Genomic DNA, 19,820 nt, shown 5'->3' with positions numbered 1-19,820 from the left:
ACCCCGACCCGGGCACCGCCACACGCCCGGTACCGCTACACCCCGCTCAGCGCGTGCCCCTCCGCGTCCGTCCGGGCCAGACTCCGCGCCCGCCGGGCCGGCCCGCGCCAGCCGCAGGTACAGCGCGCCACACAGAAGCGGCCCTGATCGACGGTGGTCGTACGGTGCTGCTGCGGGGGTATCGGCTCGTCCTGATGCGCCACACCAATTACGTTACCCAGGACAGGCATCCGAACCGTCCGCCCCGAGTTCCCGGGCGACCCGCCGACCGTCCGCCCCCTCCCGGCGTGACGACCTCCCCCGGCCGTCGTTATCCGAAACGACGGCAGGAACCCGGCAAACCCGGCAGGGGATCGGCAGGCGATGGTGACGCGGCGGCACAGCAGGACGGGCGCGGCACTCGTCGCGGCGGGACTCATCGCCGGCGCGACCGGCGTCACCGGCTGCGCCATCGGCGGCCTCACCGACGACCCCCTCCCCTCCGACCCGGTCGACCTGATGCACCGCGCCGCCCCCACCCTCGTCCGCGCGGGCAGCTCCAAAGCCCGTACGGAGATGGAGATGGCCACCGGCGGCACCCGGGTGACCATCCACGGCGAGGGCGTCTACGACTTCGGCAGACAACTCGGCCGGCTCAAGGTGCTGCTGCCGCACGACCCCGCCGGCCGCGACGAGCACCGCCCGATCACCGAACTCCTCGCCCCCGGCGCCCTGTTCATGAAGAACCGGGGCGCGGGCGTCCCCGCCGACAAATGGGTCCGCGTCGACACGGGCGCCCTCTCCGACGGCAATCTGGTCACCGGCGGCGCCACCGACCCGTTCGCCGCCGCCGAGGTGCTGCGCGGGGCGCGCACGGCGCGGTTCGTCGGGGAGACCGAGGTCGACGGCGTCCGGGTCCGTCACTACCGCGGCACCGCCGACCTCACGACGGCCTCCCGCGCGGCCTCCGAAGGCAACAGGGCCCCGCTGCGCGCCGCCGCCCGGGGCTTCGCCACGGCCCGCGTCCCCTTCGACGCCTACCTCGACGACGAGGGCCGCATCCGCAAGGTCCGCCACCGCTTCAGCTTCGTCAACGGCGGCGGACAGGGCACCGTCGCGGTCGCCTCGACGACGCTGCTGTTCGACTTCGGCGTCCCCGTCGCCGTACGCCTGCCGCGGCCCGAGGACATCTACGCCGGGAAGATCGCGGAGGAGTAGCGCCGGGACGCGGCGGACGGCGCGGGGCCGGAAATGGTCCGTTGGTGCCATGCGCGGGCTGTGGGCCGCTGCCTACCCTAGGAGTCGGTGACGGCAGAGAAGAGGTGATGCGCGTGGCTCCGGCAGGCGGTACGGCGGTTCAGGACCACGTGGCCCTCGCCGAGATCGAACTCTGCGGCGACCTCATCATCGCGGCCTCCACCACCGACGGCGACCGCCTCAGCCCCGACCGCATCGACGAGGTCCTGCGCGTCTGGGAAGAACGGGCCCACGAGAGCGAACCGCCCCGCTAGGGCGACCGGAAGCCCACACGCGGTGGCCGAAAAGCGCCCCCGTCAGCAGGCTCCCGAGCCCCCGGCCCCTCAGGTCCGCAGCAGCCGCCCGATCGCCTTCGTGGCCTCCTCCACCTTCGCGTCGACCTCGGCGCCGCCCTTCAACGCCGCGTCGGCCACGCAGTGCCGCAGGTGTTCCTCCAGCAACTGCAGCGCGAAGGACTGCAGCGCCTTGGTCGATGCGGAGACCTGGGTGAGTATGTCGATGCAGTAGACATCCTCGTCGACCATGCGCTGGAGCCCACGAATCTGCCCCTCGATGCGCCTCAGGCGCTTCAGGTGTTCGTCCTTCTGTTGGTGATACCCGTGGATTCCACGGTCGTGGTCGGTCACCACAACCGACTCCGCACCCGGCTCCACACCGTCTACGGCGGAGGGCACCTCGGCTCCGGCCCCTGTGGTCGTCATCGCAGCCTCCAGACATATACCCCTACCGGGTATATCGTATCGAACTTTGGCGGGTATACGCCCTGCGGGCAGCCCCCATGCCGGCCCGTCTGTCTGATGGGCGACACTGGGGGACGGCCCGTTAGCCGTGGCCGGATGATGCGCCTAGCATCAGCCTGACCGAAACCCATGCATACCGAGGACCCCACGTGCGCTTTCGTCTGACCCCCAGGGAGACGAGCTTCTACGACATGTTCGCCGCCTCCGCGGACAACATCGTCACGGGCTCGAAGCTCCTGATGGAACTGCTCGGGGCGGACATGTCCGCCCGGGCCGAGATCGCGGAGCGGATGCGGGCAGCGGAACACGCCGGTGACGACGCCACACACGCGATCTTCCACCAGTTGAACTCCTCGTTCATCACGCCCTTCGACCGCGAGGACATCTACTCCCTCGCGTCCTCCCTCGACGACATCATGGACTTCATGGAGGAGGCCGTCGACCTGGTCGTCCTCTACAACGTCGAGGAACTCCCCAAGGGCGTCGAGCAGCAGATCGAGGTCCTGGCGCGCGCCGCCGAACTGACGGCCGAGGCGATGCCCAGCCTCCGCACCATGGACAACCTCACGGAGTACTGGATCGAGGTGAACCGGCTGGAGAACCAGGCGGACCAGATCCACCGCAAGCTCCTGGCCCACCTCTTCAACGGCAAGTACGACGCCATCGAGGTCCTCAAGCTCAAGCAGATCGTGGATGTGCTGGAGGAGGCGGCGGACGCCTTCGAGCACGTGGCGAACACGGTGGAGACCATCGCGGTCAAGGAGTCCTGAACTCTTCATGGACACCTTCGCTCTGGTCGTGACCATCGGCGTCGCGCTCTTCTTCACGTACACCAACGGCTTCCACGACTCCGCGAACGCGATCGCGACCTCGGTGTCGACCCGCGCGCTGACGCCGCGCGCGGCCCTCGCCATGGCCGCGGTGATGAACCTCGTCGGCGCGTTCCTCGGCAGCGGTGTCGCCAAGACGGTCAGCGAGGGCCTGATCTCCACGCCCGAGGGCTCCAAGGGGATGGGCATCCTCTTCGCGGCCCTGGTCGGCGCGATCACCTGGAACCTCATCACCTGGTACTTCGGCCTCCCGTCGTCCTCCTCCCACGCCCTCTTCGGCGGCATGGTCGGCGCGGCCCTCGCCGGTGGTACGACGGTCTACTGGTCCGGCGTGCTGGAGAAGGTCGTCATCCCGATGTTCGTGTCCCCGGTGGTCGGCCTCGTCGTCGGCTACCTGGTGATGACGGGCATCATGTGGATCTTCCGCCGCGCCAACCCGCACAAGGCGAAGCGCGGTTTCCGGATCGCGCAGACCGTGTCGGCGGCCGGCATGGCCCTCGGCCACGGTCTCCAGGACGCCCAGAAGACGATGGGCATCGTCGTGATGGCCCTGGTCATCGCGGACGTCGAGGACTACGGCGACCCGATCCCGGTCTGGGTCAAGATCGCCTGCGCGGTCATGCTCTCCCTCGGCACCTACGCGGGCGGCTGGCGCATCATGCGCACCCTGGGCCGGAAGATCATCGAACTCGACCCGCCGCAGGGCTTCGCCGCCGAGACCACCGGCGCGTCGATCATGTTCATCACGGCCTTCATCTTCAAGGCCCCCATCTCCACGACCCACATCATCACCTCGGCGATCATGGGCGTCGGCGCCACCAAGCGCATCAACGCCGTCCGCTGGGGCGTCGCCAAGAACATCATCCTCGGCTGGTTCATCACGATGCCGGCCGCGGCCCTGGTCGCCGCGACGAGCTTCTGGATCGTGAACCTGGCCTTCCTGTAGACCTCGCCCCTTCAGGGGCGCGGGGAACTGCGCGAGAAGCCCCGCCGGGCCCGCACGAACTCCAGGCCCGCACGAGCCGACGAGAAAGGGCCCGCCCCCGGGAGCCGGGGGCGGGCCCTTCACCTACCTCGCGGCGGCACCGCCATGCAGCACCGCGAGGGGTCTTGGGGGGTCGGCCGGGACGACGCCGGCGCGGGCTCAGCCGAAGCGGCCGGAGATGTAGTCCTCGGTGGCCTGGACGGAGGGGTTGGAGAAGATCCGCTCCGTGTCGTCTATCTCGATGAGCTTGCCCGGCTGCCCGACGGCCGCGAGGTTGAAGAACGCCGTACGGTCGGAGACGCGCGCCGCCTGCTGCATGTTGTGCGTCACGATGACGATCGTGAAGCGCTCCTTCAGCTCACTGATGAGGTCCTCGATGGCCAGCGTCGAGATCGGGTCGAGCGCGGAGCACGGCTCGTCCATGAGCAGCACCTTCGGCTCGACCGCGATGGCACGGGCGATGCACAGCCGCTGCTGCTGACCGCCGGAGAGACCGGAGCCCGGCTTGTTGAGGCGGTCCTTGACCTCGTTCCAGAGGTTCGCGCCCTTGAGGGACTTCTCGACGATGTCGTCCAGCTCGGACTTCTTCTTGCCGCCGACCAGCTTCAGGCCCGCCGCCACGTTGTCGTAGATCGACATCGTGGGGAACGGGTTCGGACGCTGGAAGACCATACCGACCTCGCGCCGCACGGAGACCGGGTCGACCCCGGCGCCGTACAGGTTCTCGTCGTCGAGCATGACCTTGCCCTCGACGCGGCCGCCGGGCGTGACCTCGTGCATCCGGTTCAGGGTGCGCAGGAACGTGGACTTTCCGCAGCCGGAGGGGCCGATGAAGGCCGTCACGGTGCGGGGCTCGATGGCCATCGAGATGTCCTCGATGGCGCGGAAGGAGCTGTAGTAGGCGTTGAGGCCGCTGACGTCGATTCGCTTGGCCATGTGAATCACTGCTTCTTTCGCGAGGAATTCGCGGGGAATTCGGGGATCTGGTCGCTGGTGGCCGCGTCAGCGACCGGGCGCGCGGCGAAGCCGCGTGATTGTCATCGTGGGGCCTTCCAGCGGGCGATGCCGCGGGCCGCCAGGTTCAGGATCATGATGAACGCGATCAGCGTCAGCGAGGCCGCCCAGGCACGGTCGTACGCCGCTCCGGAACCGCCGCTCTGCTGGAACTGCAGATAGATGTACATCGGCAGCGAGGCCTGCGGGTCGGAGAAGGGGTTCGCGTTGATGTAGTTCGAACCCCACACCAGGAGCAGGACCGGAGCGGTCTCACCGGCGATACGGGCGACCGCGAGCATCACACCTGTCGTGATACCACCGATGGCGGTCGGCAGCACGATTTTGAGGATGGTGCGCCACTTCGGCACGCCCAGCGCCAGCGAGGCCTCGCGCAGCTCGTTCGGGACGAGCTTGAGCATCTCCTCGGTCGAGCGGACGACGACCGGCAGCATCAGGATGGTCAGCGCCATCGCGCCGGCGAAGCCGGAGGGGCCCATGCCCAGGATCAGGATCCAGGTGCTGAGGATGAACAGACCCGCGACGATCGACGGGATGCCCGTCATGACGTCGACGAAGAAGGTGACGGCCTTGGCGAGCCTGCCCCGGCCGTACTCGACCAGGTAGATCGCGGTCAGCACACCGATCGGCACGGAGATGACGGCGGCGATGCCGACCTGCTCCAGGGTGCCGAGGATGGCGTGGTAGATGCCGCCGCCGGGCTGCGAGGTGGCGACCACACCCATCGAGTGGGTGAGGAAGTAGCCGTCGAGGACCTTCACACCACGGCTGATCGTCTCCCAGATGAGGGAGGCCAGCGGGAGCACCGCGAGCAGGAACGCGACCCAGACGAGGCTGGTCGCCACGCGGTCCTTGGCCTGGCGCTTGCCCTCGACGCGCGCGGCGATGACGAACGAGCCGAGGACGAAGAGGATGCCGGCGATCAGGGCCCACTGGATGGAGCTTTCGAGGCCGATCGCGGCACTGATGCCGAGGCCCAGGGCCACCGAACCGGCGGCGACCGCCCAGGGGAACCACTTGGGCAGGGACGCGGCACGCAGGGTGCTCGGGCCCTTCGGGGTGAGAGTTGCGTTGCTCATGCGTTGGCCCCCGAGAACTCCTTGCGGCGGGCGATGATCAGCCGGGCCGCGCCGTTGACCAGCAGGGTGATGACGAACAGGACCAGACCGGAGGCGATCAGGGCGTCCCGGCCCATCTCGGTCGCCTCGCTGAACTTGCTGGCGATGTTCTGGGCGAAGGTGCCGCCGCCCGGGTCGAGCAGGCTGAGGTTGATCTCGAAGCTGGACGACAGGACCATCGCCACGGCCATGGTCTCACCGAGCGCGCGGCCGAGGCCGAGCATCGACGCGGAGATGACACCGGAGCGCCCGAAGGGCAGCACCGCCATGCGGATGACCTCCCAGCGGGTGGCGCCGAGGGCCAGCGCGGCCTCCTCGTGCATCCGCGGGACCTGGCGGAAGACCTCACGGCTCACGTTGGTGATGATCGGCAGGATCATGATCGCGAGCAGGATGCCGACGGTGAGCATCGAGCGGGGGGCGCCGCCCTGCCACTCGAGGATGCCGGTCCAGCCGAGGTAGTCGTTCAGCCAGCCGTAGAGCCCGTCGAGCTGCGGCACGAGGACCAGGATGCCCCACAGGCCGTACACGATGGACGGCACGGCGGCGAGCAGGTCGATCACGTACGCGATGGGGCCGCCCAGCTTGCGCGGGGCGTAGTGCGTGATGAAGAGCGCGATGCCGACCGCGACGGGGACCGCGATGGCCATCGCGATGACCGACGAGACGACGGTGCCGAAGGCCAGGACCGCGATGCCGAACACCGGCGGGACCCCGGTGGGGTTCCACTCGAAGGTGGTGAAGAAGTTGGCCTCGTCCTTGCTGATGGCGAGCGCGGCACGGTAGCTGAGGAACACGGCGATGGCCGCCATGAGCACCAGCAGGAAGATGCCGGACCCGCGGGACAGGCCGAGGAAGACCCGGTCGCCGAAGCGCGTGACGCCACGGGCGACACGCTTGTCCTCGGGGGTCTCGGAAGTCGGTGGGGTGCGGGGTGCGGGAGTGTCTTTGATCGATATGTCCATCAGGTTCTCCGGTCTGCGGAGCCATCGCCGTGAGGGCGGCGGCTCGGGGCGGAGCCGCCCGCGGTGGCGGGAGACTCCTGGCGGCGGTGCACCGGACGGTGCGGCCCAGTCCCGGTGGGGGCTGGGCCGCACTCAGGTCAGCTCAGTTCCGAGATGGTCGTACGGACCTTGGTGATGATCTCCTCGGGCATCGGGGCGTACCCGGCCTCGGAGAGCAGCGCCTGGCCGTCCTCGGACGCGATGTAGGTGAGGAAGGACTTGGTGGCGGGCAGGGTGTCCGCCTTGTTGCCCTTGTCACAGACGATCTCGTAGGTGACGAGGGTGATCGGGTAGGCGCCCTCGGCGGTGGGCGTGTAGTTGAGCTCCAGCGCCATGTCCTTGCCGGTGCCCACGACCTTGGCCTCGGAGATGGCCTTGGTGGCGTTCTCCACGGTCGCCTTCACCGGCTCGGCGGCACCGGTCTTGACGTCGACCGTGGTGATGCCGTCCTTGGCGTAGGAGAGCTCCATGTAGGAGATCGCGCCCTTGGTCTCCTTCACGCCCTGCGCGACACCGGAGGAGCCCTGCGCGGACTGGCCGCCCTTGGCCTGCCAGGCCTTGCCGCCCTCGTACTTCCAGTTGTCGGGGGCCGCGGCGATCAGGTACTTGGTGAAGTTGTCCGTGGTGCCGGACTCGTCCGAGCGGTGGAAGGCCTGGATCTTGAGGTCGGGCAGCTTGGCGTCGGGGTTCAGCTTCGCGATGGCCTCGTCGTTCCAGTTGGTGATCTTGCTGTCGAAGATCAGGGCGAGGGTCTTGGCGTCCAGGACCAGGTTGTCGACACCCGGGACGTTGTAACCGACGGCGATCGGGCCGCCGACCATCGGCAGGTCGATGCCCTGACCGCCGGAGCAGATCTCCTTGGAGGCCGTGACCTCTTCGGGCTTGAGCGCCGAGTCGGAGCCCGCGAAGGCGACCTGGCCCTGGGTGAACGCGGTGATGCCCGCGCCCGAACCGCTGCCCTTGTAGTTGATCACGACGTCCTTGCAGGTGCTCTGGTACTGCGCCACCCAGGCGTCGATCGCGTTCTTCTGCGCGGAGGAGCCGTCGGCCAGCAGCTGACCCTTGGCGTCGCCGCAGTCGATGTTGCCCGCGGCAGCCGTGCTCTCGCCGGTACCGCTCGCGCCACCACTGGTGTCGTCCGACCCGCACGCGGTGAGGGTCAGAGCGCCGGTGAGGGCGACAGCACCGAGAGAAAGGGCGCGCAGCCGGTTCTTGCGCTGAAGCTTCACTTTCGGGAGTTCCTTCCAGGAGCCGCCGTCCACATGGCGGCGTGCGAAGTCGTCGTATCAGCCTCGGGACCCGTTCCGCCGATGCCTTCGGTCCCTCAGACTGCTGTCGTCACGGGCTGCGAGGCCGCATTTCGGTCCACACCCCGCACCGGGTAAGGCCGAAATTAGGCAGATCAGGTGAAGCCGCCAATGGACGGAAGTGAACGGCGAGTGAACCCCTGCCGACAGTGCGGTGAGGTCACGGAACGCTTACGGGGAGAACACGTGAGGGTCCCGATACCGAACCACCCCCTCTCCGGACCATAACTCTCCGCACTCAACTAGCTACAGAGAGAAACCATCCCCAGTTGACCCCCACTCCACGCACCCCGATCCCCGGAAAGCCACACCCCGGGCCCCACCCCAGGGGCGCGAGGAACTGCGCGACGAGCCACCGACGACCCGCAGCCGCCCCCGCACCCGCATCCCCGAGCCCTGAGGCGCCCTGGGGGCGAGGGGCCGCCTCAGGAGGGGGCAGAAGGGGCGAGGAAGGGACGGGTAGGGGCGGCGGTTGCGCATCCTGGGAACCCGCACCCCACCAACCCCGTCTCGTCCCAAGAACCCACGCACGGCGCACCGGGAGAGGCCCCATGGAACGGCGCACATTCATAGGCGGCGCAGCCGCACTCACCACCACCCTGACCGCCTCCGCCTGCACCAACCCCGGCCCCACCCCCTCCCGCGCCACGGACACCTCCCTCCGCACCACCACGACCGGCGCCGGCACCCCCACCACCGCCAACTGGTCCGCCCTGGCCCGCGACCTGGACGGCCCCCTCATCCGCCCCGGCGACAAGGCCTGGTCCACGGCCCGCCAGCTCTACAACACCCGCTTCGACACCCTGAAGCCCACCGCGGTCGCGTACGTCGCCCACCCCGACGACATCCGCACGACCCTCGCCTACGCCAGGACCCACGCCCTCAAGGTCTCGATCCGCAACGGCGGCCACTCCTACGCCGGCTGGTCCTCCGGCAACGGCCGCCTGGTCATAGACGTGTCGAAGCTGAACAAGGTCCGCGCCTCCGCGAACGAGGCCGTCGTCGGAGCGGGCTCGAAACTCATCGACGTCTACCGCGCCCTGGCCGCGAAGGGCGTCACCATCCCCGCCGGCTCCTGCCCGACCGTGGGCGTCTCCGGCCTCACCCTCGGCGGCGGCCACGGCGTCACCTCCCGCGCCTACGGCCTGACCTGCGACAGCCTCACCCAGGCCACGCTGATCACGGCCGACGGCAAGCAACTGATCGCGAACGCCACCACCAACAAGGACCTCTTCTGGGCCCTACGAGGCGCGGGCAACGGCAACTTCGGCGTGGTCACAGAACTCCGCTTCCGGACCCACCCGGCCCGCCAGGGCGTCACCGCGTACCTCACCTGGCCGTGGTCCAAGGCCGCCGCCGTACTGAAGGCCTGGCAGGAGTGGGGCCCGACCCAGCCCGACGAGATCTGGTCCTCCTGCCACCTGGAGAACGGCGGCAGCCCGACCGTCGCCGTCGCCGCCTTCTCCCTCGGCTCCTACGGCGACCTGGAGAACGCCCTCGACCGCCTCGCCGACCGCGTCGGCACCCCGGCCCGCAGCGTCTCCCTCAAGCGGCGCTCGTACGAGGACGCCATGGAGGGCTACGCCGGCTGCGGCTCCTTCTCCGTCGACGCCAAGTGCCATCTCCCCGGCTCGACCCCGGGCCGCTCCCCCCAGGGCGCGCTGCGCCGGGAGACGTACGCGGCCCGCTCGGACTTCTTCGACCGCTCGATCTCCTCGGCAGGCATCCAGACCCTGCTGACCCAGATCACGGGGGTGAAGGGCGGAGCCGGCAGCATCGCCCTCACCGCCCTCGGCGGCCAGGTCAACCGGGTCTCCCCCACGGCCACGGCGTTCGTGCACCGCCGCTCCCGGATGCTGGCCCAGTACCTCGCCTCCTGGAAGAGCGGCACCTCCGGCACGACGGCCCAGTCCTGGCTCACGACGGCCCACAAGTCCATGACCCGCCACGCCTCCGGCGCCGCCTACCAGAACTACACCGACGCCACCCTGACCGACTGGAGGAAGGCGTACTACGGCGACGCGGCCCCCCGCCTGACCACCCTGAAGAAGAAGTACGACCCGAACCGCTTCTTCACGTTCCCGCAGGCCCTGTAGGGCCGCAGGCCTTCAGGGGTCCGCTACTTCAGGTTCCCGCAGCCCCTGAGAAGGCCGCAGGCCTTACAGGGGCGCGGGGAACTGCGCGACCAGCCCCCACCGAACCCGCAGACGGGGTCAAAGGACGGGGGTCAAAGGACGGGGGTCAAAGGGGCACAGCCCCTTGAGGACGGGACGGGTAGGGGCGGCGGGGGCGAAAAGAATCGGGCGAGCCCTCAGGCCGCCAAATCCCGCTCCTCCGCGGAAGCCGACTCGACCCGCGCCCCCGGAATCACCGCACGCCCCCCGTCACGCCCCCGAGCCCGCACGATCCACCCCACCCGGGCCGACCGCTCCACCGCCTTCATCAGGGGCGTGAGCAGAGCCATGGCGAGCGGCGACAGCAACAACGCGACCGCGGTCCCGAGCGCGAACCCCCCGATCACATCGGTCGGGTAGTGCACACCCATGTAGACCCGGATGAACCCACCCAGAAGCCCGATGACCAGCCCGACCATGCCGAACTTCCGGTTGGCGACGAACAGCCCCACCGCCATCGCCATGATCAGCGTCGCGTGATCGCTCACGAACGAGTAGTCGGTCTTGCCGGAGACCAGCACCTCCAGCCCCTCATGATCGAGAAAGGGCCGGGGCCGCTCCACGAACCCGCGTATCGGCACGTTCACCAGCACGGCGATCCCGGCGGCGAGCGGCGCCCACATCAAGGCGGCCACGGACGAGGCGGCATCCTCCCCGCCCCGCTTCCGCACGCCCCACCAGCACCACAGGATCAGCAGCACCATCGCGAAGAGGAGCCCGTACTCCCCCACGAACTCCATCACCCGGTCGAGCCAGGTCGGCGCGTCCTTGGCCAGACCATTGATGTCGTACAGCAGCTCGACGTCGGGGTTCGATCCGGCTTCAGCGGCAAGTGCGGCATGCGCGGCGAGTCCAGCCATCGTGCTGCGGCCCTTTCGTCATCGTTCTCGCGACCGCACCGTACGTGCGCCGCGCTTTGCCACCCCCGTGGTGTACGTAGGTGCTTCCGCATGGGCGTCAACGCGCTACGTCAAATAGGAACGCACACTCCTTCTCAATGCGTTCCACCCTCCACTGAATGATCACTCAGACGTTATCGAAGAGAGACACGTCTGCGCAGCTCAGGGCAGTGGTTAACGGAGAATTGCGGGACCCTCAGACCGGCGTGGGCAGCGCTTTCGCGCCATCTTCGGTGACCCGGGTCGCACCGAAGTAGTCAGGGGTGTCAATCGGGTCGAACCGGATGACCGCCCCGGTCCGCGGCGCGTCGATCATGTATCCGCCCCCCACATAAATCCCGACGTGCCGAATGGCCCGCGAGTTGGTGAGGTCGTCGGAGAAGAACACGAGATCCCCGGGCAGCAGCTCGTCCCGCGAGGGATGCGGCCCGGCGTTGTACTGATCGTTCGCGACCCGCGGCAGGGTGATCCCCACGCTCTTGTACGCCGCCTGCGTCAGCCCCGAGCAGTCGAAGCGTCCGCCCTGCTCAGCGGTACCGGTGCCACCCCAGAGATACAGCGTCCCGAGCTTCTTCTGCGCGTACGCGATGGCCCCGGCCGCCTGCTCGCTCGGATCGACGCGGCTCGTGGGCGCGGCGAAACTCTCCGACAACGTCTTGATCGTCTTGACGTAGTTCTGGGTCTCCTTGTACGGCGGAACACCCCCGTACTTGATCACGGCGTACGCGCCCGCGTTGTAGGAAGCGAGCATGTTCGCCGTCGGATCGCCGGGGACGTCCTTCACGTACTTCGCGAGCGAGCAGTCGTACGAGGCGGCCGATGGAATCGCGTCATTCGGGTCCCAGACGTCACGATCGCCGTCGCCGTCACCGTCCAACCCGTGCGTGGCCCAGGTCCCCGGAATGAATTGCGCGATCCCCTGCGCGGCGGCGTGGCTCTGCGCCTTCGGATTGAACCCGCTCTCCTGGTACAGCTGCGCGGCGAGCAGTGCCGGATTGATGGCGTCGCACAGATTGCCCCATTTCTGCACGAGCGCCTGATAAGCGGCGGGAACGGCCCCCTTGGCCAGCCCGACCGACTTTCCCCCGATCCCGGCAGCGAGATTCCCGGCGACCAGATAGACCCCGACTACCAGCACCATCACGAAGGCGAGCCCGGCGCTGCCGGCAGCGATCACCACGATCCACGCCTTACGCACCGTCAACCGCCCCTCACCGCGCGCCAGTCCACCGCCAGCAAGTGTAGAGGCGACCCCCCTTCTTAGGAATGATCACTCAACGGCACCACAGTCGACCCACAGCAGCTTCCCGCCCTGCGAGACACCGAGGTCGCGCAACACGGACACACCCCGCCCCTCGGAGCAGGCGCGCACGAGCCGCAACCCACGCCCACCTTCGGCGTCGAGGTCGACGGGCCGGTCATCCCCTTCGAACCCCACCGGCACCCGCCAGTCCCGGTCCCACACCCCCACGCGCAGCCTCCCGCCGACCTCCAGCACCCTCAGGGCGTACTCCTGCGCGGTGTGCCGATGAGCGTTGGTGAGCAGCTCGGCGGCCAGCAGTTCGGCGGTGGGGGTGAGTTCGGAGAGGTCGTGCGCGGCGAGCACGGCCCGGAGGGTGGCGCGGCCGACGCCGGGGGAGCGGGGGTCCCGAGGGAGACGAAGGGTGTAGTTCCAGGACGGGGATACGGTGGCCATGGAAGTCTCCGGTTACTGAGGGGAGTTGGTCAGATACTGCTCCTGAGCCCTAAACTAGCGGGACAGAGTTAATACATTCACCGATTCTTGGAAATCTCGTTCACTACCACCCGTGTGGGTGACCAGCGGCAACAAGGAGGTCGACAGCCTCGTGAGGGCCAACCCGACGGGCAGACAACTCCGCTTCGGCGCGGAACTGCGCAAACTCCGGGAACGAGCGGGCCTGAGCGCCACGGAGGCCGGTCAACTTCTGGGCATCAAGCAGACGCAGGTCAGCAACATGGAGGCCGGACGTGTGGGAGTGAGCCCCGAGCGCCTGCGCACCATCGCCTGCCACTACGACTGCTCGGACAAGCCCCTGGTCGAGGCCTTGGCAGCCATGACGTCGGACCGGAAGCGAGGCTGGTGGGAGGAGTACCGCGAGCTGCTTCCGACGCCGATGCTCGATCTGGCCGAGCTTGAGCACCACACCAAGTCGGTACGCGAGACCACCACAGCCCGCATTCCCGGCCTGCTCCAGACCCGCGAGTACGCACTTGAGATCTTCCGTCAGGCGGTCACCGAACTCTCACCTCCCGATATCGAGCACCGGCTCTCGTTCCGCATCAAGCGACAGGGGGTCCTCTACCGAGCGGACGACCCCACGTCGTACCAGGCGGTCATCCACGAGGCGGCCCTCCGCATGAAGGTCGGCGGCCCCACTGTGGCGCGACAGCAACTGGAACACCTGCTCGATCTGAGCGACCGTGAGCACATCACCCTGCGAGCCATCACCTTCGACGTCGGCGCCTACCCGGGGTCGGGGCAGTCGATCTCCTACGCACACGGCCCAGTACCGCAGTTGGACACCGTCCAGCTCGATCAGTCGCACGGCGCCGTGTTCCTCGACGCCGAAGCACAACTACACAAATACCGGACGCTCTTGGAGCGGATCGAAGCCGTGGCGCTGAGCCCGGACAAGACCCGCGACCTGATCCACAACGTAATGCGAGACCTGTGAGGGAACTCCCATGACCCCCTACTGGCAGAAGTCGTCGTTCTGCTCCGAAGGCAACTCCTGTGTCCACATATCCACCGGCCCCCCCGCCACCATCCACATAACCGAATCCGCCGACCCCACCCAAGCCACCCTCACCACCACCCCCTCCTCCTTCCGAGCCCTCCTCCACGTACTCAAACTCGACAAGGACCCCACCCGTGCCTGACATCCCCCCGGACCTCGACTGGATCCGCGCCGCCCCCGACGACGCCACCGGCCCCGGCCCCTGGATCGAACTCGCCTTCGGCGAGGGGAACGGCGAGGACGACCCCGAGGCCCCCGTCTACATCCGCGAGACGAGCGACCCGGACAACGTCGTGACGACGAACCGCCGCAAGTGGGACGCGTTCGTACTGGGCGTCCAGGCAGGCGAGTTCGACCACTTCGTAGAAGGCGTCGAGGGCTTCGAGTCGACGGTCAAGCCAGTGGATCGCTGAGGTCCTCCCACGTCACTTCGCGTGGATCGCGGCGGTGCACGCCTCGGGACGCATGACCACGGATACTGCGGCGCGACACCTTTCCCGACCGGAGGATCACCGGCAAGACAGGCGACAGCGGCGGCAACGGCGACCGCGCCCCCGGAGCCGCCCAGTCGCCCGACCCGTCCGGACGCCGGTCGCACCCGTACTCCTTCGCCTGCGCCCCCCTGACGGAGATCCGTAGGGTGTAGCCCATGTCGGACGACTCACCCCTGATACAGAGCCTGCGCCAGGCGGTCGAAGCGGCACCCGCCGACGTGCCCCTGCGGCTGCATCTGGCGGAACTCCTCCTGGACGCCGGCAGACAGGACACGGCCGTCGCCGAGGTGGCCGTAGCGCTGCAGCACGCGCCGGGGGACACGCAGGCGCGGGAACTCATGATGCGCGCGATGGCAGTCCCACAGCGGACCACGTCGTCCGCACCTGCGCCGGCGGCCGAGACGCCGACGTCCGGTCAGGAGACGGCCCGGACGCCGGAGGAGCGGCGGGGCGGGTTCGACTGGCGGGCCGCCGAGGAACAGGTCGGGGACGTCGTGCCGCCCAGGTTCGTGGAGGCACCGCTCGCGGCGGACGGGCGGAACGACCCGGGTGACGCGCCCGCCTGGGACGTCGAACAGCCCGGGACCGGAGAGGTCGGCAACGGGGACGGAGGCGGGGCCGGGGCCGTGCGCCTGGCCGATGTCGGCGGTATGCGGGAGGTCAAGGAACGTCTGGAGGCCGCCTTCCTCGCGCCCCTGCGCAACCCCGAACTGCGCCGCCTGTACGGCAAGAGCCTGCGCGGCGGACTGCTGCTGTACGGACCGCCCGGCTGCGGCAAGACATTCATCGCGAGGGCCGTCGCCGGCGAACTGGGCGCGAGTTTCCTGTCCGTGTCGGTCAACGATGTCCTCGACATGTGGATCGGGAACTCCGAACGCAACATGCACCAGGTCTTCGAGACCGCCCGCCGCCAGGCCCCGTGCGTGGTCTTCCTCGACGAACTGGACGCCCTGGGCGCGAAGCGCAGCCGCACGCTCCACAACGGCATGCGCAACACCGTCAACCAGCTGCTCACCGAGCTGGACGGCATCGACGCCGGAGCGAACGAGGGCGTGTTCGTGCTGGCCGCCACCAACGTGCCCTGGGACGTGGACATCGCGCTGCGCCGCCCCGGCCGCCTGGACCGCACCTTGCTCGTGCTGCCGCCCGACGCCCCGGCGCGCGAGGCGATCCTCCGCTACCACCTGCGGGACCGGCCCATCGTGAACGTCGACCTGGGCAGGCTGGCCAAGGTCACCGACGGCCTGTCCGGCGCCGACCTCGCCCATCTGTGCGAGGCGGCGGCCGAGAGGGCGCTCCTCGACTCGGCCCGCAGCGGCACCGTACGTCTCATCGGCATGAAGGACCTGCTCGCGGCCGCGAAGGACATCGTGCCGTCCACCGACCCGTGGTTCGCCTCGGCCCGGAACGTGGCGATGTTCGCCAATGAGGGCGGAACGTACGACGACCTGGTCGCCTACCTGAAGAAGAAGCGGAAGCTGTGACCACTCTGCATCCCGCGGTGGAGCGCGCCGACGCGCTCCTCGCCATCGACCGGCGCGACGAGGCCGAAGCCCTGATGAGGCAGCGGCTCGCCGAGGACCCGGAAGACATCCGCGCCTGGGTCAAGCTCGCCCAGTGCCACCTGGTGGAGCCCAAGAACGCGGACGCGGCGCTCGAGGCGACCGAGCAGGCGCTCACGCTCGGCCCCGAGGACGTCGGCGCGCTCGTCATGCGCTCGCACGCCCTGTGGGCCGCAGGCGGCGGACGGCTGCCGGAGGCGGAGAAGGTGCTGCGCGAGGTCGTGCGTCTCTCCCCGGAGGACTGGTACGGCTACGCCAAGCTCGCCGACACCGTCTTCACCGCCGAACTGCTCCGCCTCGGCCGGGCGGGCGGCGGCGCGGTCCGCGCGGACGAGGTGGACGCCGCTGCCCGGAGCGCCGAGGAACTGGCCATGGCCGCGCTGCGCCTGGGCCCCGAAGAGGTCTATGCCCACGAGGTGGTCTGGAAGATCGCCTCCCTGTCGGGCAACACGACCGTCGCCGACCAGATGGACGAGGCGATCCTCCGTCTCGACCCCCAGCACCAGTACGCCCTGGCCCGCCGGACCGAGAAGGCGGCGACCGCCCCGGGCGTCAAGGCAACGGAGGCGGCGACGCTGTACGCCGACGCGCTGAGCGCCGCCCCCGAATCGGCGTCGCTGCGCGGCAAGCTCGACGACGCCTCCTACCGCCTACTGCGCGGCGTACGCTGGCTCGCCCTGCTCTGCCTGGCCCTCGCCGGCACCATGCTCGACCTCTTCGCGGTGGAGGGAGAGACCCAGCGGGAGCTTCCGGTGTCCCTCGGCCAACGCCTGTGGACCCTCGTCCCCATGGCAGCGATCTGGGCTCTGGGCGCCCTGCTCAGATACCGCCGACTGCGCAACGGCATCCGTATCAACCTCCGCTCCCTGATCCGCCGTCGCCGCTGGCCCCGCATCGTCCTGGCCCAAGCCGCCTGGGCCATGCTCTGCGCACTTCTCATCGCCCAACTCCCCTGGTCCGACCGCACAGTGCCCCAGATCCTCTTCTGGACCGGCCTGCTGCCCACGGCCGCCACCATCCTCTTCGACCGGAAGAGGCGCGGCTGAGGAGAGGCCGAGGAGCGAAGGGCGGCTCGGGTGACGGGTCGCCCACGGGCATCCGTACGCTGTGCACATGGCTGACCTCTATGTGGTCGACGTCTCCATGAACCTCACGGCTATCCCGGCGCCAGGGCTCGATACCCGGATGACCTGCCACCTCGCTGTCTCCCCTGCGCGGGCGAAGTGAACATCGAAGGCTGGAGACACTCGGCGACATGATCGGCTCTGCTGCCCTGCCACCGAAGAAGCGCCCTGACCCGGTCGACGCCCTTGCCGTGCTCATCGCCGCCGGCCACGGCGGAGGCGGTGTTCTCACCTCGGATCGCGACGACATCGAGGCATATGCCGCGACGCTCCCCGGCAGCAGGGTTACCGCCGTGGCGATCTGACCCGGACCGGGGCCCGTCTTCCCGGGGAAGCGCCCTCAGGACTTGAAGCCGATCACCCCGAACCCGGGCCGCGACTCGGCATGGCGCAGCCACTGCAGAACCTGCGTGACCGCCTCCACGACCTCCGGCTCCAACGGCGGCGGAGCCCCGTCCTTCGCCTTGGTCGCCTCGAACTGCTCCAACGCCCGCAGACACTGCTCGTGCGTCCACTCACCGCAGCCCGGTATGTACGTGGAGGGAATCGGAGCCGGCAGATCGCTGTACCCGAACTCCTCCACGGACACGGCGGTGATCCCCAGCGCGCGCAACCCCTCGTCCACCACCGACAACCAGGCGCCCCGGTGCGGCGTGAAGCAACTGTTGTCCAGGAACGCCCCCGTGAGGGAACACAGCCGCTTGTACGCATACCCGAACTGAAAGGCATGCTCCTTGTCCTCACCGAACGGCCCCCCGTGCACGACGGCCCGCAACGCCTCGTACGCCGTCGGCGCCCCGTCCTCGATCTCGGACGCGAACCACTCGTCGTCCCGCGCCAGATCGTCCCCGAACTCGCTCCGCACGACATCCAGCAACTGCTGGTCACCGGACCCGACGAGCGCCCGGGTGGCAGCCACATCCAGCAGATACACACTCAGAGAAGAACTCATGCCCTCAACGTAGCCGTAGCCACTGACACTCCCTCAGCCGGAAAGCCGGGGTGCGAACTCGCCCTCACGGTGTCCATGTCACGCCTGCGGAAGGTGGGAAGTCGGGGTAGCCCTGACCCGTCCACGCCGCCCCCGTGACCTCGGTACCGGGGTCGGCGAGAACCGGTGCGCACGTCTCGTACGAGGCTCCGGGCGGGAAGCTCTTGGTCTTCGGGTAGGAATCGCAGGCGGCGAAAGTCCCGATGACCAGGAGCTGCCGGGCTGCGGTCCCGTCGTCGAGCAGCCCGCCCGGCGGGTCGACAGCCGCGTGGGAGAGATCGTTCTCGCCCGCGTTCTTGATGGTCGCCCGCACGTAGTACGGCGTCATCTCCTTGGCGTCGTCCTCCAACCCCAGCGAGGCCACATCCGCCTTGCTGCCCTTCTCGATGCCGGTGACGGTGACCTCGAGAATGCCCGCCTTCGTCCCCCCTTCGTACCTGAGCAGGGTCGGCTCCCCGAGCTGCGCCTTGGTCCCCGCCTTCGCCGTGCCGTCCTCGTTCACGCTGGACGTGGGGGACGGCGAGGACTGAGGTGAAGCGGAAGAGGAGGAGACATTCGAAGCGGGCTTGTCGTCGGCGGGACCTGCCCCCTCGCCGGAACCGCAGCCGCCGAGGGTGAGCAGGAGAAGGACCGAGGCCGCGCGCGGCGCCGGTAGACGACGAAGGCGGGTGGTCATGCCTGGCAGCGTATCTGTTGCGAGAATTGCCCCCGGGCGGGGTGGTGCCACGTCGGCTCGCGGGCGAAGCAGGCAAGGGGGCCGAGGGCGACGAGACCCTCGCTGTTGACGGCCTGCAAGGTCCGCGAGATCCAGGAGTTGCGCGCTGGCGGGCTCGTCCGGATGACCGAGCGCGTTTCACGATCCCTGTGCCCGCGGGCGGCTACGAGCTGAACCAGCAGGGCCCCCCGCACCTACCTGCTGCCCCCGCCACGAACTGTTCGCCGAGGCGTGGACCGCCTCACGCGTCTGAGCCCGGCGTCCCGGTGTCCGGGCCGCGCAGGGCCCGCACCCGGGACAGCGCCAACCTCCGCCATACCCGGTCGACTTCCGTGACGACAACCGTGATCTCTTCCCCGACCCGGACGACCTCGTCCGGCGACTCAACGGGCTCCACGGTCAGCTCACTGAGGTGGACCAGCCCTTCGATCCCATCGGCCACCTCGACGAACGCCCCGATCGACGCCACCATCGTGACCCGCCCCGGCAGACTCCGCCCCACCTGGACCCGGTCGGCGAACTCCTGGAAGGGATCCGGTTCCAAGGCCCGCAACGACAGCCGGGCCTCCCCGTTCCAGGTGTCGAACTGCAGAAACTCACAAGTCACCCGCTGCCCCACACTCACGACCTCTGAAGCGGCCCCAATGCGCCGCCAGGACAGCTCGGGAATGGTAAGGAAGCCGACCCCCGGAAAGAACGGATGTTCCGGCCCGTCATCGAGCGCGACGAACACCCCGAACCGCTCAACCGCCGCAACCGTCCCGCCGAGCACCTCCCCCTCCCGAAGCCCACCCAGAAACGCCCACAGAGCGGGAGTCTCCTCGGCCCCCAAACGCACCACCTCACCACCCTCCGCGCCCATCCTCAC

The 19,820-nt window shown here is 69.0% G+C and carries 23 protein-coding genes; 11 read left to right on the top strand and 12 right to left on the bottom strand.

What is annotated here, in order from left to right; genetic code table 11:
* Nucleotides 1-35 precede the first annotated feature (35 nt).
* Entirely contained in the window at nt 36-230 is a 195-nt protein-coding gene (locus tag K1J60_RS23545) for a hypothetical protein (protein WP_220647909.1), read from the bottom strand.
* A 133-nt stretch (nt 231-363) separates the two neighbouring features.
* Between K1J60_RS23545 and K1J60_RS23540 the strand changes: the two genes are divergently transcribed.
* Nucleotides 364-1,197 (top strand): hypothetical protein, encoded by an 834-nt coding sequence (locus K1J60_RS23540; RefSeq protein WP_220647908.1) that lies wholly within the window; start codon nt 364-366, stop codon nt 1,195-1,197.
* A gap of 107 nt (nt 1,198-1,304) precedes the next feature.
* Entirely contained in the window at nt 1,305-1,490 is a 186-nt protein-coding gene (locus K1J60_RS23535) for a hypothetical protein (RefSeq protein WP_033525072.1), read from the top strand.
* 69 nt (nt 1,491-1,559) lie between these two features.
* Here K1J60_RS23535 and K1J60_RS23530 read toward each other — a convergent pair whose 3' ends face one another.
* The gene (locus K1J60_RS23530; RefSeq protein ID WP_220647907.1) at nt 1,560-1,937 is read right to left on the bottom strand and encodes a metal-sensitive transcriptional regulator; all 378 of its coding nucleotides are present in this window, start codon (nt 1,935-1,937) and stop codon (nt 1,560-1,562) included.
* A 188-nt stretch (nt 1,938-2,125) separates the two neighbouring features.
* On the opposite strand from K1J60_RS23530, the gene K1J60_RS23525 reads away from it, so the two are divergent.
* On the top strand, nt 2,126-2,746 hold the full coding sequence (locus tag K1J60_RS23525; protein ID WP_220647906.1) for a DUF47 domain-containing protein: 621 nt from the start codon (nt 2,126-2,128) through the stop codon (nt 2,744-2,746).
* A 7-nt stretch (nt 2,747-2,753) separates the two neighbouring features.
* The gene (locus K1J60_RS23520) at nt 2,754-3,752 is read left to right on the top strand and encodes an inorganic phosphate transporter (RefSeq protein WP_220647905.1); all 999 of its coding nucleotides are present in this window, start codon (nt 2,754-2,756) and stop codon (nt 3,750-3,752) included.
* A gap of 198 nt (nt 3,753-3,950) precedes the next feature.
* Here K1J60_RS23520 and pstB read toward each other — a convergent pair whose 3' ends face one another.
* The 4 genes from pstB to pstS all read right to left on the bottom strand — a co-directional run bounded on the left by pstB (nt 3,951) and on the right by pstS (nt 8,156).
* A complete protein-coding gene (gene pstB / locus K1J60_RS23515; protein ID WP_033525068.1) occupies nt 3,951-4,727 on the bottom strand; it encodes a phosphate ABC transporter ATP-binding protein PstB in 777 nt (258 codons plus the stop codon).
* A gap of 101 nt (nt 4,728-4,828) precedes the next feature.
* Entirely contained in the window at nt 4,829-5,884 is a 1,056-nt protein-coding gene (gene pstA / locus K1J60_RS23510) for a phosphate ABC transporter permease PstA (RefSeq protein WP_220647904.1), read from the bottom strand.
* The gene (pstC, locus tag K1J60_RS23505) at nt 5,881-6,888 is read right to left on the bottom strand and encodes a phosphate ABC transporter permease subunit PstC (RefSeq protein WP_220647903.1); all 1,008 of its coding nucleotides are present in this window, start codon (nt 6,886-6,888) and stop codon (nt 5,881-5,883) included. The genes pstA and pstC overlap by 4 nt, the downstream gene beginning before the upstream one ends.
* 137 nt (nt 6,889-7,025) lie before the next feature.
* Nucleotides 7,026-8,156, bottom strand: a complete 1,131-nt coding sequence (gene pstS, locus K1J60_RS23500) for a phosphate ABC transporter substrate-binding protein PstS (RefSeq protein ID WP_220647902.1) — start codon at nt 8,154-8,156, stop codon at nt 7,026-7,028.
* Between the two features lie 629 nt (nt 8,157-8,785).
* On the opposite strand from pstS, the gene K1J60_RS23495 reads away from it, so the two are divergent.
* Nucleotides 8,786-10,330, top strand: a complete 1,545-nt coding sequence (locus K1J60_RS23495) for an FAD-binding oxidoreductase (protein WP_220647901.1) — start codon at nt 8,786-8,788, stop codon at nt 10,328-10,330.
* 215 nt (nt 10,331-10,545) lie between these two features.
* Here the strand turns inward: K1J60_RS23495 and K1J60_RS23490 are convergent, their stop codons facing one another.
* The 3 genes from K1J60_RS23490 to K1J60_RS23480 all read right to left on the bottom strand — a co-directional run bounded on the left by K1J60_RS23490 (nt 10,546) and on the right by K1J60_RS23480 (nt 13,003).
* On the bottom strand, nt 10,546-11,268 hold the full coding sequence (locus K1J60_RS23490) for a phosphatase PAP2 family protein (RefSeq protein ID WP_220647900.1): 723 nt from the start codon (nt 11,266-11,268) through the stop codon (nt 10,546-10,548).
* Between the two features lie 235 nt (nt 11,269-11,503).
* A complete protein-coding gene (locus K1J60_RS23485; RefSeq protein WP_259407878.1) occupies nt 11,504-12,511 on the bottom strand; it encodes a C40 family peptidase in 1,008 nt (335 codons plus the stop codon).
* Between the two features lie 66 nt (nt 12,512-12,577).
* Entirely contained in the window at nt 12,578-13,003 is a 426-nt protein-coding gene (locus K1J60_RS23480; RefSeq protein ID WP_220647899.1) for an ATP-binding protein, read from the bottom strand.
* Nucleotides 13,004-13,154: 151 nt separating this feature from the next.
* Here K1J60_RS23480 and K1J60_RS23475 point away from each other — a divergent pair, with 151 nt between their 5' ends.
* The 6 genes from K1J60_RS23475 to K1J60_RS23450 all read left to right on the top strand — a co-directional run bounded on the left by K1J60_RS23475 (nt 13,155) and on the right by K1J60_RS23450 (nt 17,551).
* Nucleotides 13,155-14,003, top strand: a complete 849-nt coding sequence (locus K1J60_RS23475) for a helix-turn-helix domain-containing protein (RefSeq protein ID WP_220651647.1) — start codon at nt 13,155-13,157, stop codon at nt 14,001-14,003.
* 10 nt (nt 14,004-14,013) lie between these two features.
* Nucleotides 14,014-14,208 carry a DUF397 domain-containing protein gene (locus K1J60_RS23470; RefSeq protein WP_220647898.1) on the top strand — a complete coding sequence of 65 codons (195 nt, stop codon included), beginning with the start codon at nt 14,014-14,016 and terminating at the stop codon, nt 14,206-14,208.
* On the top strand, nt 14,201-14,479 hold the full coding sequence (locus K1J60_RS23465; protein ID WP_220647897.1) for a DUF397 domain-containing protein: 279 nt from the start codon (nt 14,201-14,203) through the stop codon (nt 14,477-14,479). Before K1J60_RS23470 ends, K1J60_RS23465 begins: the two co-directional genes overlap by 8 nt.
* Nucleotides 14,480-14,715: 236 nt before the next feature.
* Nucleotides 14,716-16,044 (top strand): ATP-binding protein, encoded by a 1,329-nt coding sequence (locus tag K1J60_RS23460; RefSeq protein ID WP_220647896.1) that lies wholly within the window; start codon nt 14,716-14,718, stop codon nt 16,042-16,044.
* On the top strand, nt 16,041-17,168 hold the full coding sequence (locus K1J60_RS23455; RefSeq protein ID WP_220647895.1) for a tetratricopeptide repeat protein: 1,128 nt from the start codon (nt 16,041-16,043) through the stop codon (nt 17,166-17,168). Before K1J60_RS23460 ends, K1J60_RS23455 begins: the two co-directional genes overlap by 4 nt.
* 209 nt (nt 17,169-17,377) lie before the next feature.
* Nucleotides 17,378-17,551 (top strand): hypothetical protein, encoded by a 174-nt coding sequence (locus tag K1J60_RS23450; protein WP_259407877.1) that lies wholly within the window; start codon nt 17,378-17,380, stop codon nt 17,549-17,551.
* A 35-nt stretch (nt 17,552-17,586) separates the two neighbouring features.
* Here K1J60_RS23450 and K1J60_RS23445 read toward each other — a convergent pair whose 3' ends face one another.
* The 3 genes from K1J60_RS23445 to K1J60_RS23435 all read right to left on the bottom strand — a co-directional run bounded on the left by K1J60_RS23445 (nt 17,587) and on the right by K1J60_RS23435 (nt 19,814).
* Nucleotides 17,587-18,198 (bottom strand): DUF7691 family protein, encoded by a 612-nt coding sequence (locus tag K1J60_RS23445; RefSeq protein WP_220647894.1) that lies wholly within the window; start codon nt 18,196-18,198, stop codon nt 17,587-17,589.
* Nucleotides 18,199-18,262: 64 nt separating this feature from the next.
* Complete coding sequence (locus K1J60_RS23440; protein WP_220647893.1) at nt 18,263-18,913, bottom strand: hypothetical protein; 651 nt, start codon at nt 18,911-18,913, stop codon at nt 18,263-18,265.
* 280 nt (nt 18,914-19,193) lie between these two features.
* On the bottom strand, nt 19,194-19,814 hold the full coding sequence (locus tag K1J60_RS23435) for a S1 RNA-binding domain-containing protein (RefSeq protein ID WP_220647892.1): 621 nt from the start codon (nt 19,812-19,814) through the stop codon (nt 19,194-19,196).
* Between the last annotated feature and the right edge of the window lie 6 nt (nt 19,815-19,820).

It is taken from the genome of Streptomyces akebiae (assembly GCF_019599145.1).
In the GTDB taxonomy this organism is placed as follows: Bacteria; Actinomycetota; Actinomycetes; order Streptomycetales; family Streptomycetaceae; genus Streptomyces; species Streptomyces akebiae.
Note: the sequence above shows the minus strand (reverse complement) of the source record. Positions and strands in the feature narration are given on the sequence as shown.

Excerpts from the sequence above, each read along its gene's own strand:
- K1J60_RS23545 (WP_220647909.1), bottom strand. The coding sequence starts at position 230 with ATGCCTGTCCTGGGTAACGTAATTGGTGTGGCGCATCAGGACGAGCCG.
- K1J60_RS23540 (WP_220647908.1), top strand. The coding sequence starts at position 364 with ATGGTGACGCGGCGGCACAGCAGGACGGGCGCGGCACTCGTCGCGGCG.
- K1J60_RS23535 (WP_033525072.1), top strand. The coding sequence starts at position 1,305 with ATGCGCGTGGCTCCGGCAGGCGGTACGGCGGTTCAGGACCACGTGGCC.
- K1J60_RS23530 (WP_220647907.1), bottom strand. The coding sequence starts at position 1,937 with ATGACGACCACAGGGGCCGGAGCCGAGGTGCCCTCCGCCGTAGACGGT.
- K1J60_RS23520 (WP_220647905.1), top strand. The coding sequence starts at position 2,754 with ATGGACACCTTCGCTCTGGTCGTGACCATCGGCGTCGCGCTCTTCTTC.
- pstB (WP_033525068.1), bottom strand. The coding sequence starts at position 4,727 with ATGGCCAAGCGAATCGACGTCAGCGGCCTCAACGCCTACTACAGCTCC.
- pstA (WP_220647904.1), bottom strand. The coding sequence starts at position 5,884 with ATGAGCAACGCAACTCTCACCCCGAAGGGCCCGAGCACCCTGCGTGCC.
- pstC (WP_220647903.1), bottom strand. The coding sequence starts at position 6,888 with ATGGACATATCGATCAAAGACACTCCCGCACCCCGCACCCCACCGACT.
- K1J60_RS23495 (WP_220647901.1), top strand. The coding sequence starts at position 8,786 with ATGGAACGGCGCACATTCATAGGCGGCGCAGCCGCACTCACCACCACC.
- K1J60_RS23490 (WP_220647900.1), bottom strand. The coding sequence starts at position 11,268 with ATGGCTGGACTCGCCGCGCATGCCGCACTTGCCGCTGAAGCCGGATCG.
- K1J60_RS23480 (WP_220647899.1), bottom strand. The coding sequence starts at position 13,003 with ATGGCCACCGTATCCCCGTCCTGGAACTACACCCTTCGTCTCCCTCGG.
- K1J60_RS23470 (WP_220647898.1), top strand. The coding sequence starts at position 14,014 with ATGACCCCCTACTGGCAGAAGTCGTCGTTCTGCTCCGAAGGCAACTCC.
- K1J60_RS23460 (WP_220647896.1), top strand. The coding sequence starts at position 14,716 with ATGTCGGACGACTCACCCCTGATACAGAGCCTGCGCCAGGCGGTCGAA.
- K1J60_RS23450 (WP_259407877.1), top strand. The coding sequence starts at position 17,378 with ATGATCGGCTCTGCTGCCCTGCCACCGAAGAAGCGCCCTGACCCGGTC.
- K1J60_RS23445 (WP_220647894.1), bottom strand. The coding sequence starts at position 18,198 with ATGAGTTCTTCTCTGAGTGTGTATCTGCTGGATGTGGCTGCCACCCGG.
- K1J60_RS23440 (WP_220647893.1), bottom strand. The coding sequence starts at position 18,913 with ATGACCACCCGCCTTCGTCGTCTACCGGCGCCGCGCGCGGCCTCGGTC.
- K1J60_RS23435 (WP_220647892.1), bottom strand. The coding sequence starts at position 19,814 with ATGGGCGCGGAGGGTGGTGAGGTGGTGCGTTTGGGGGCCGAGGAGACT.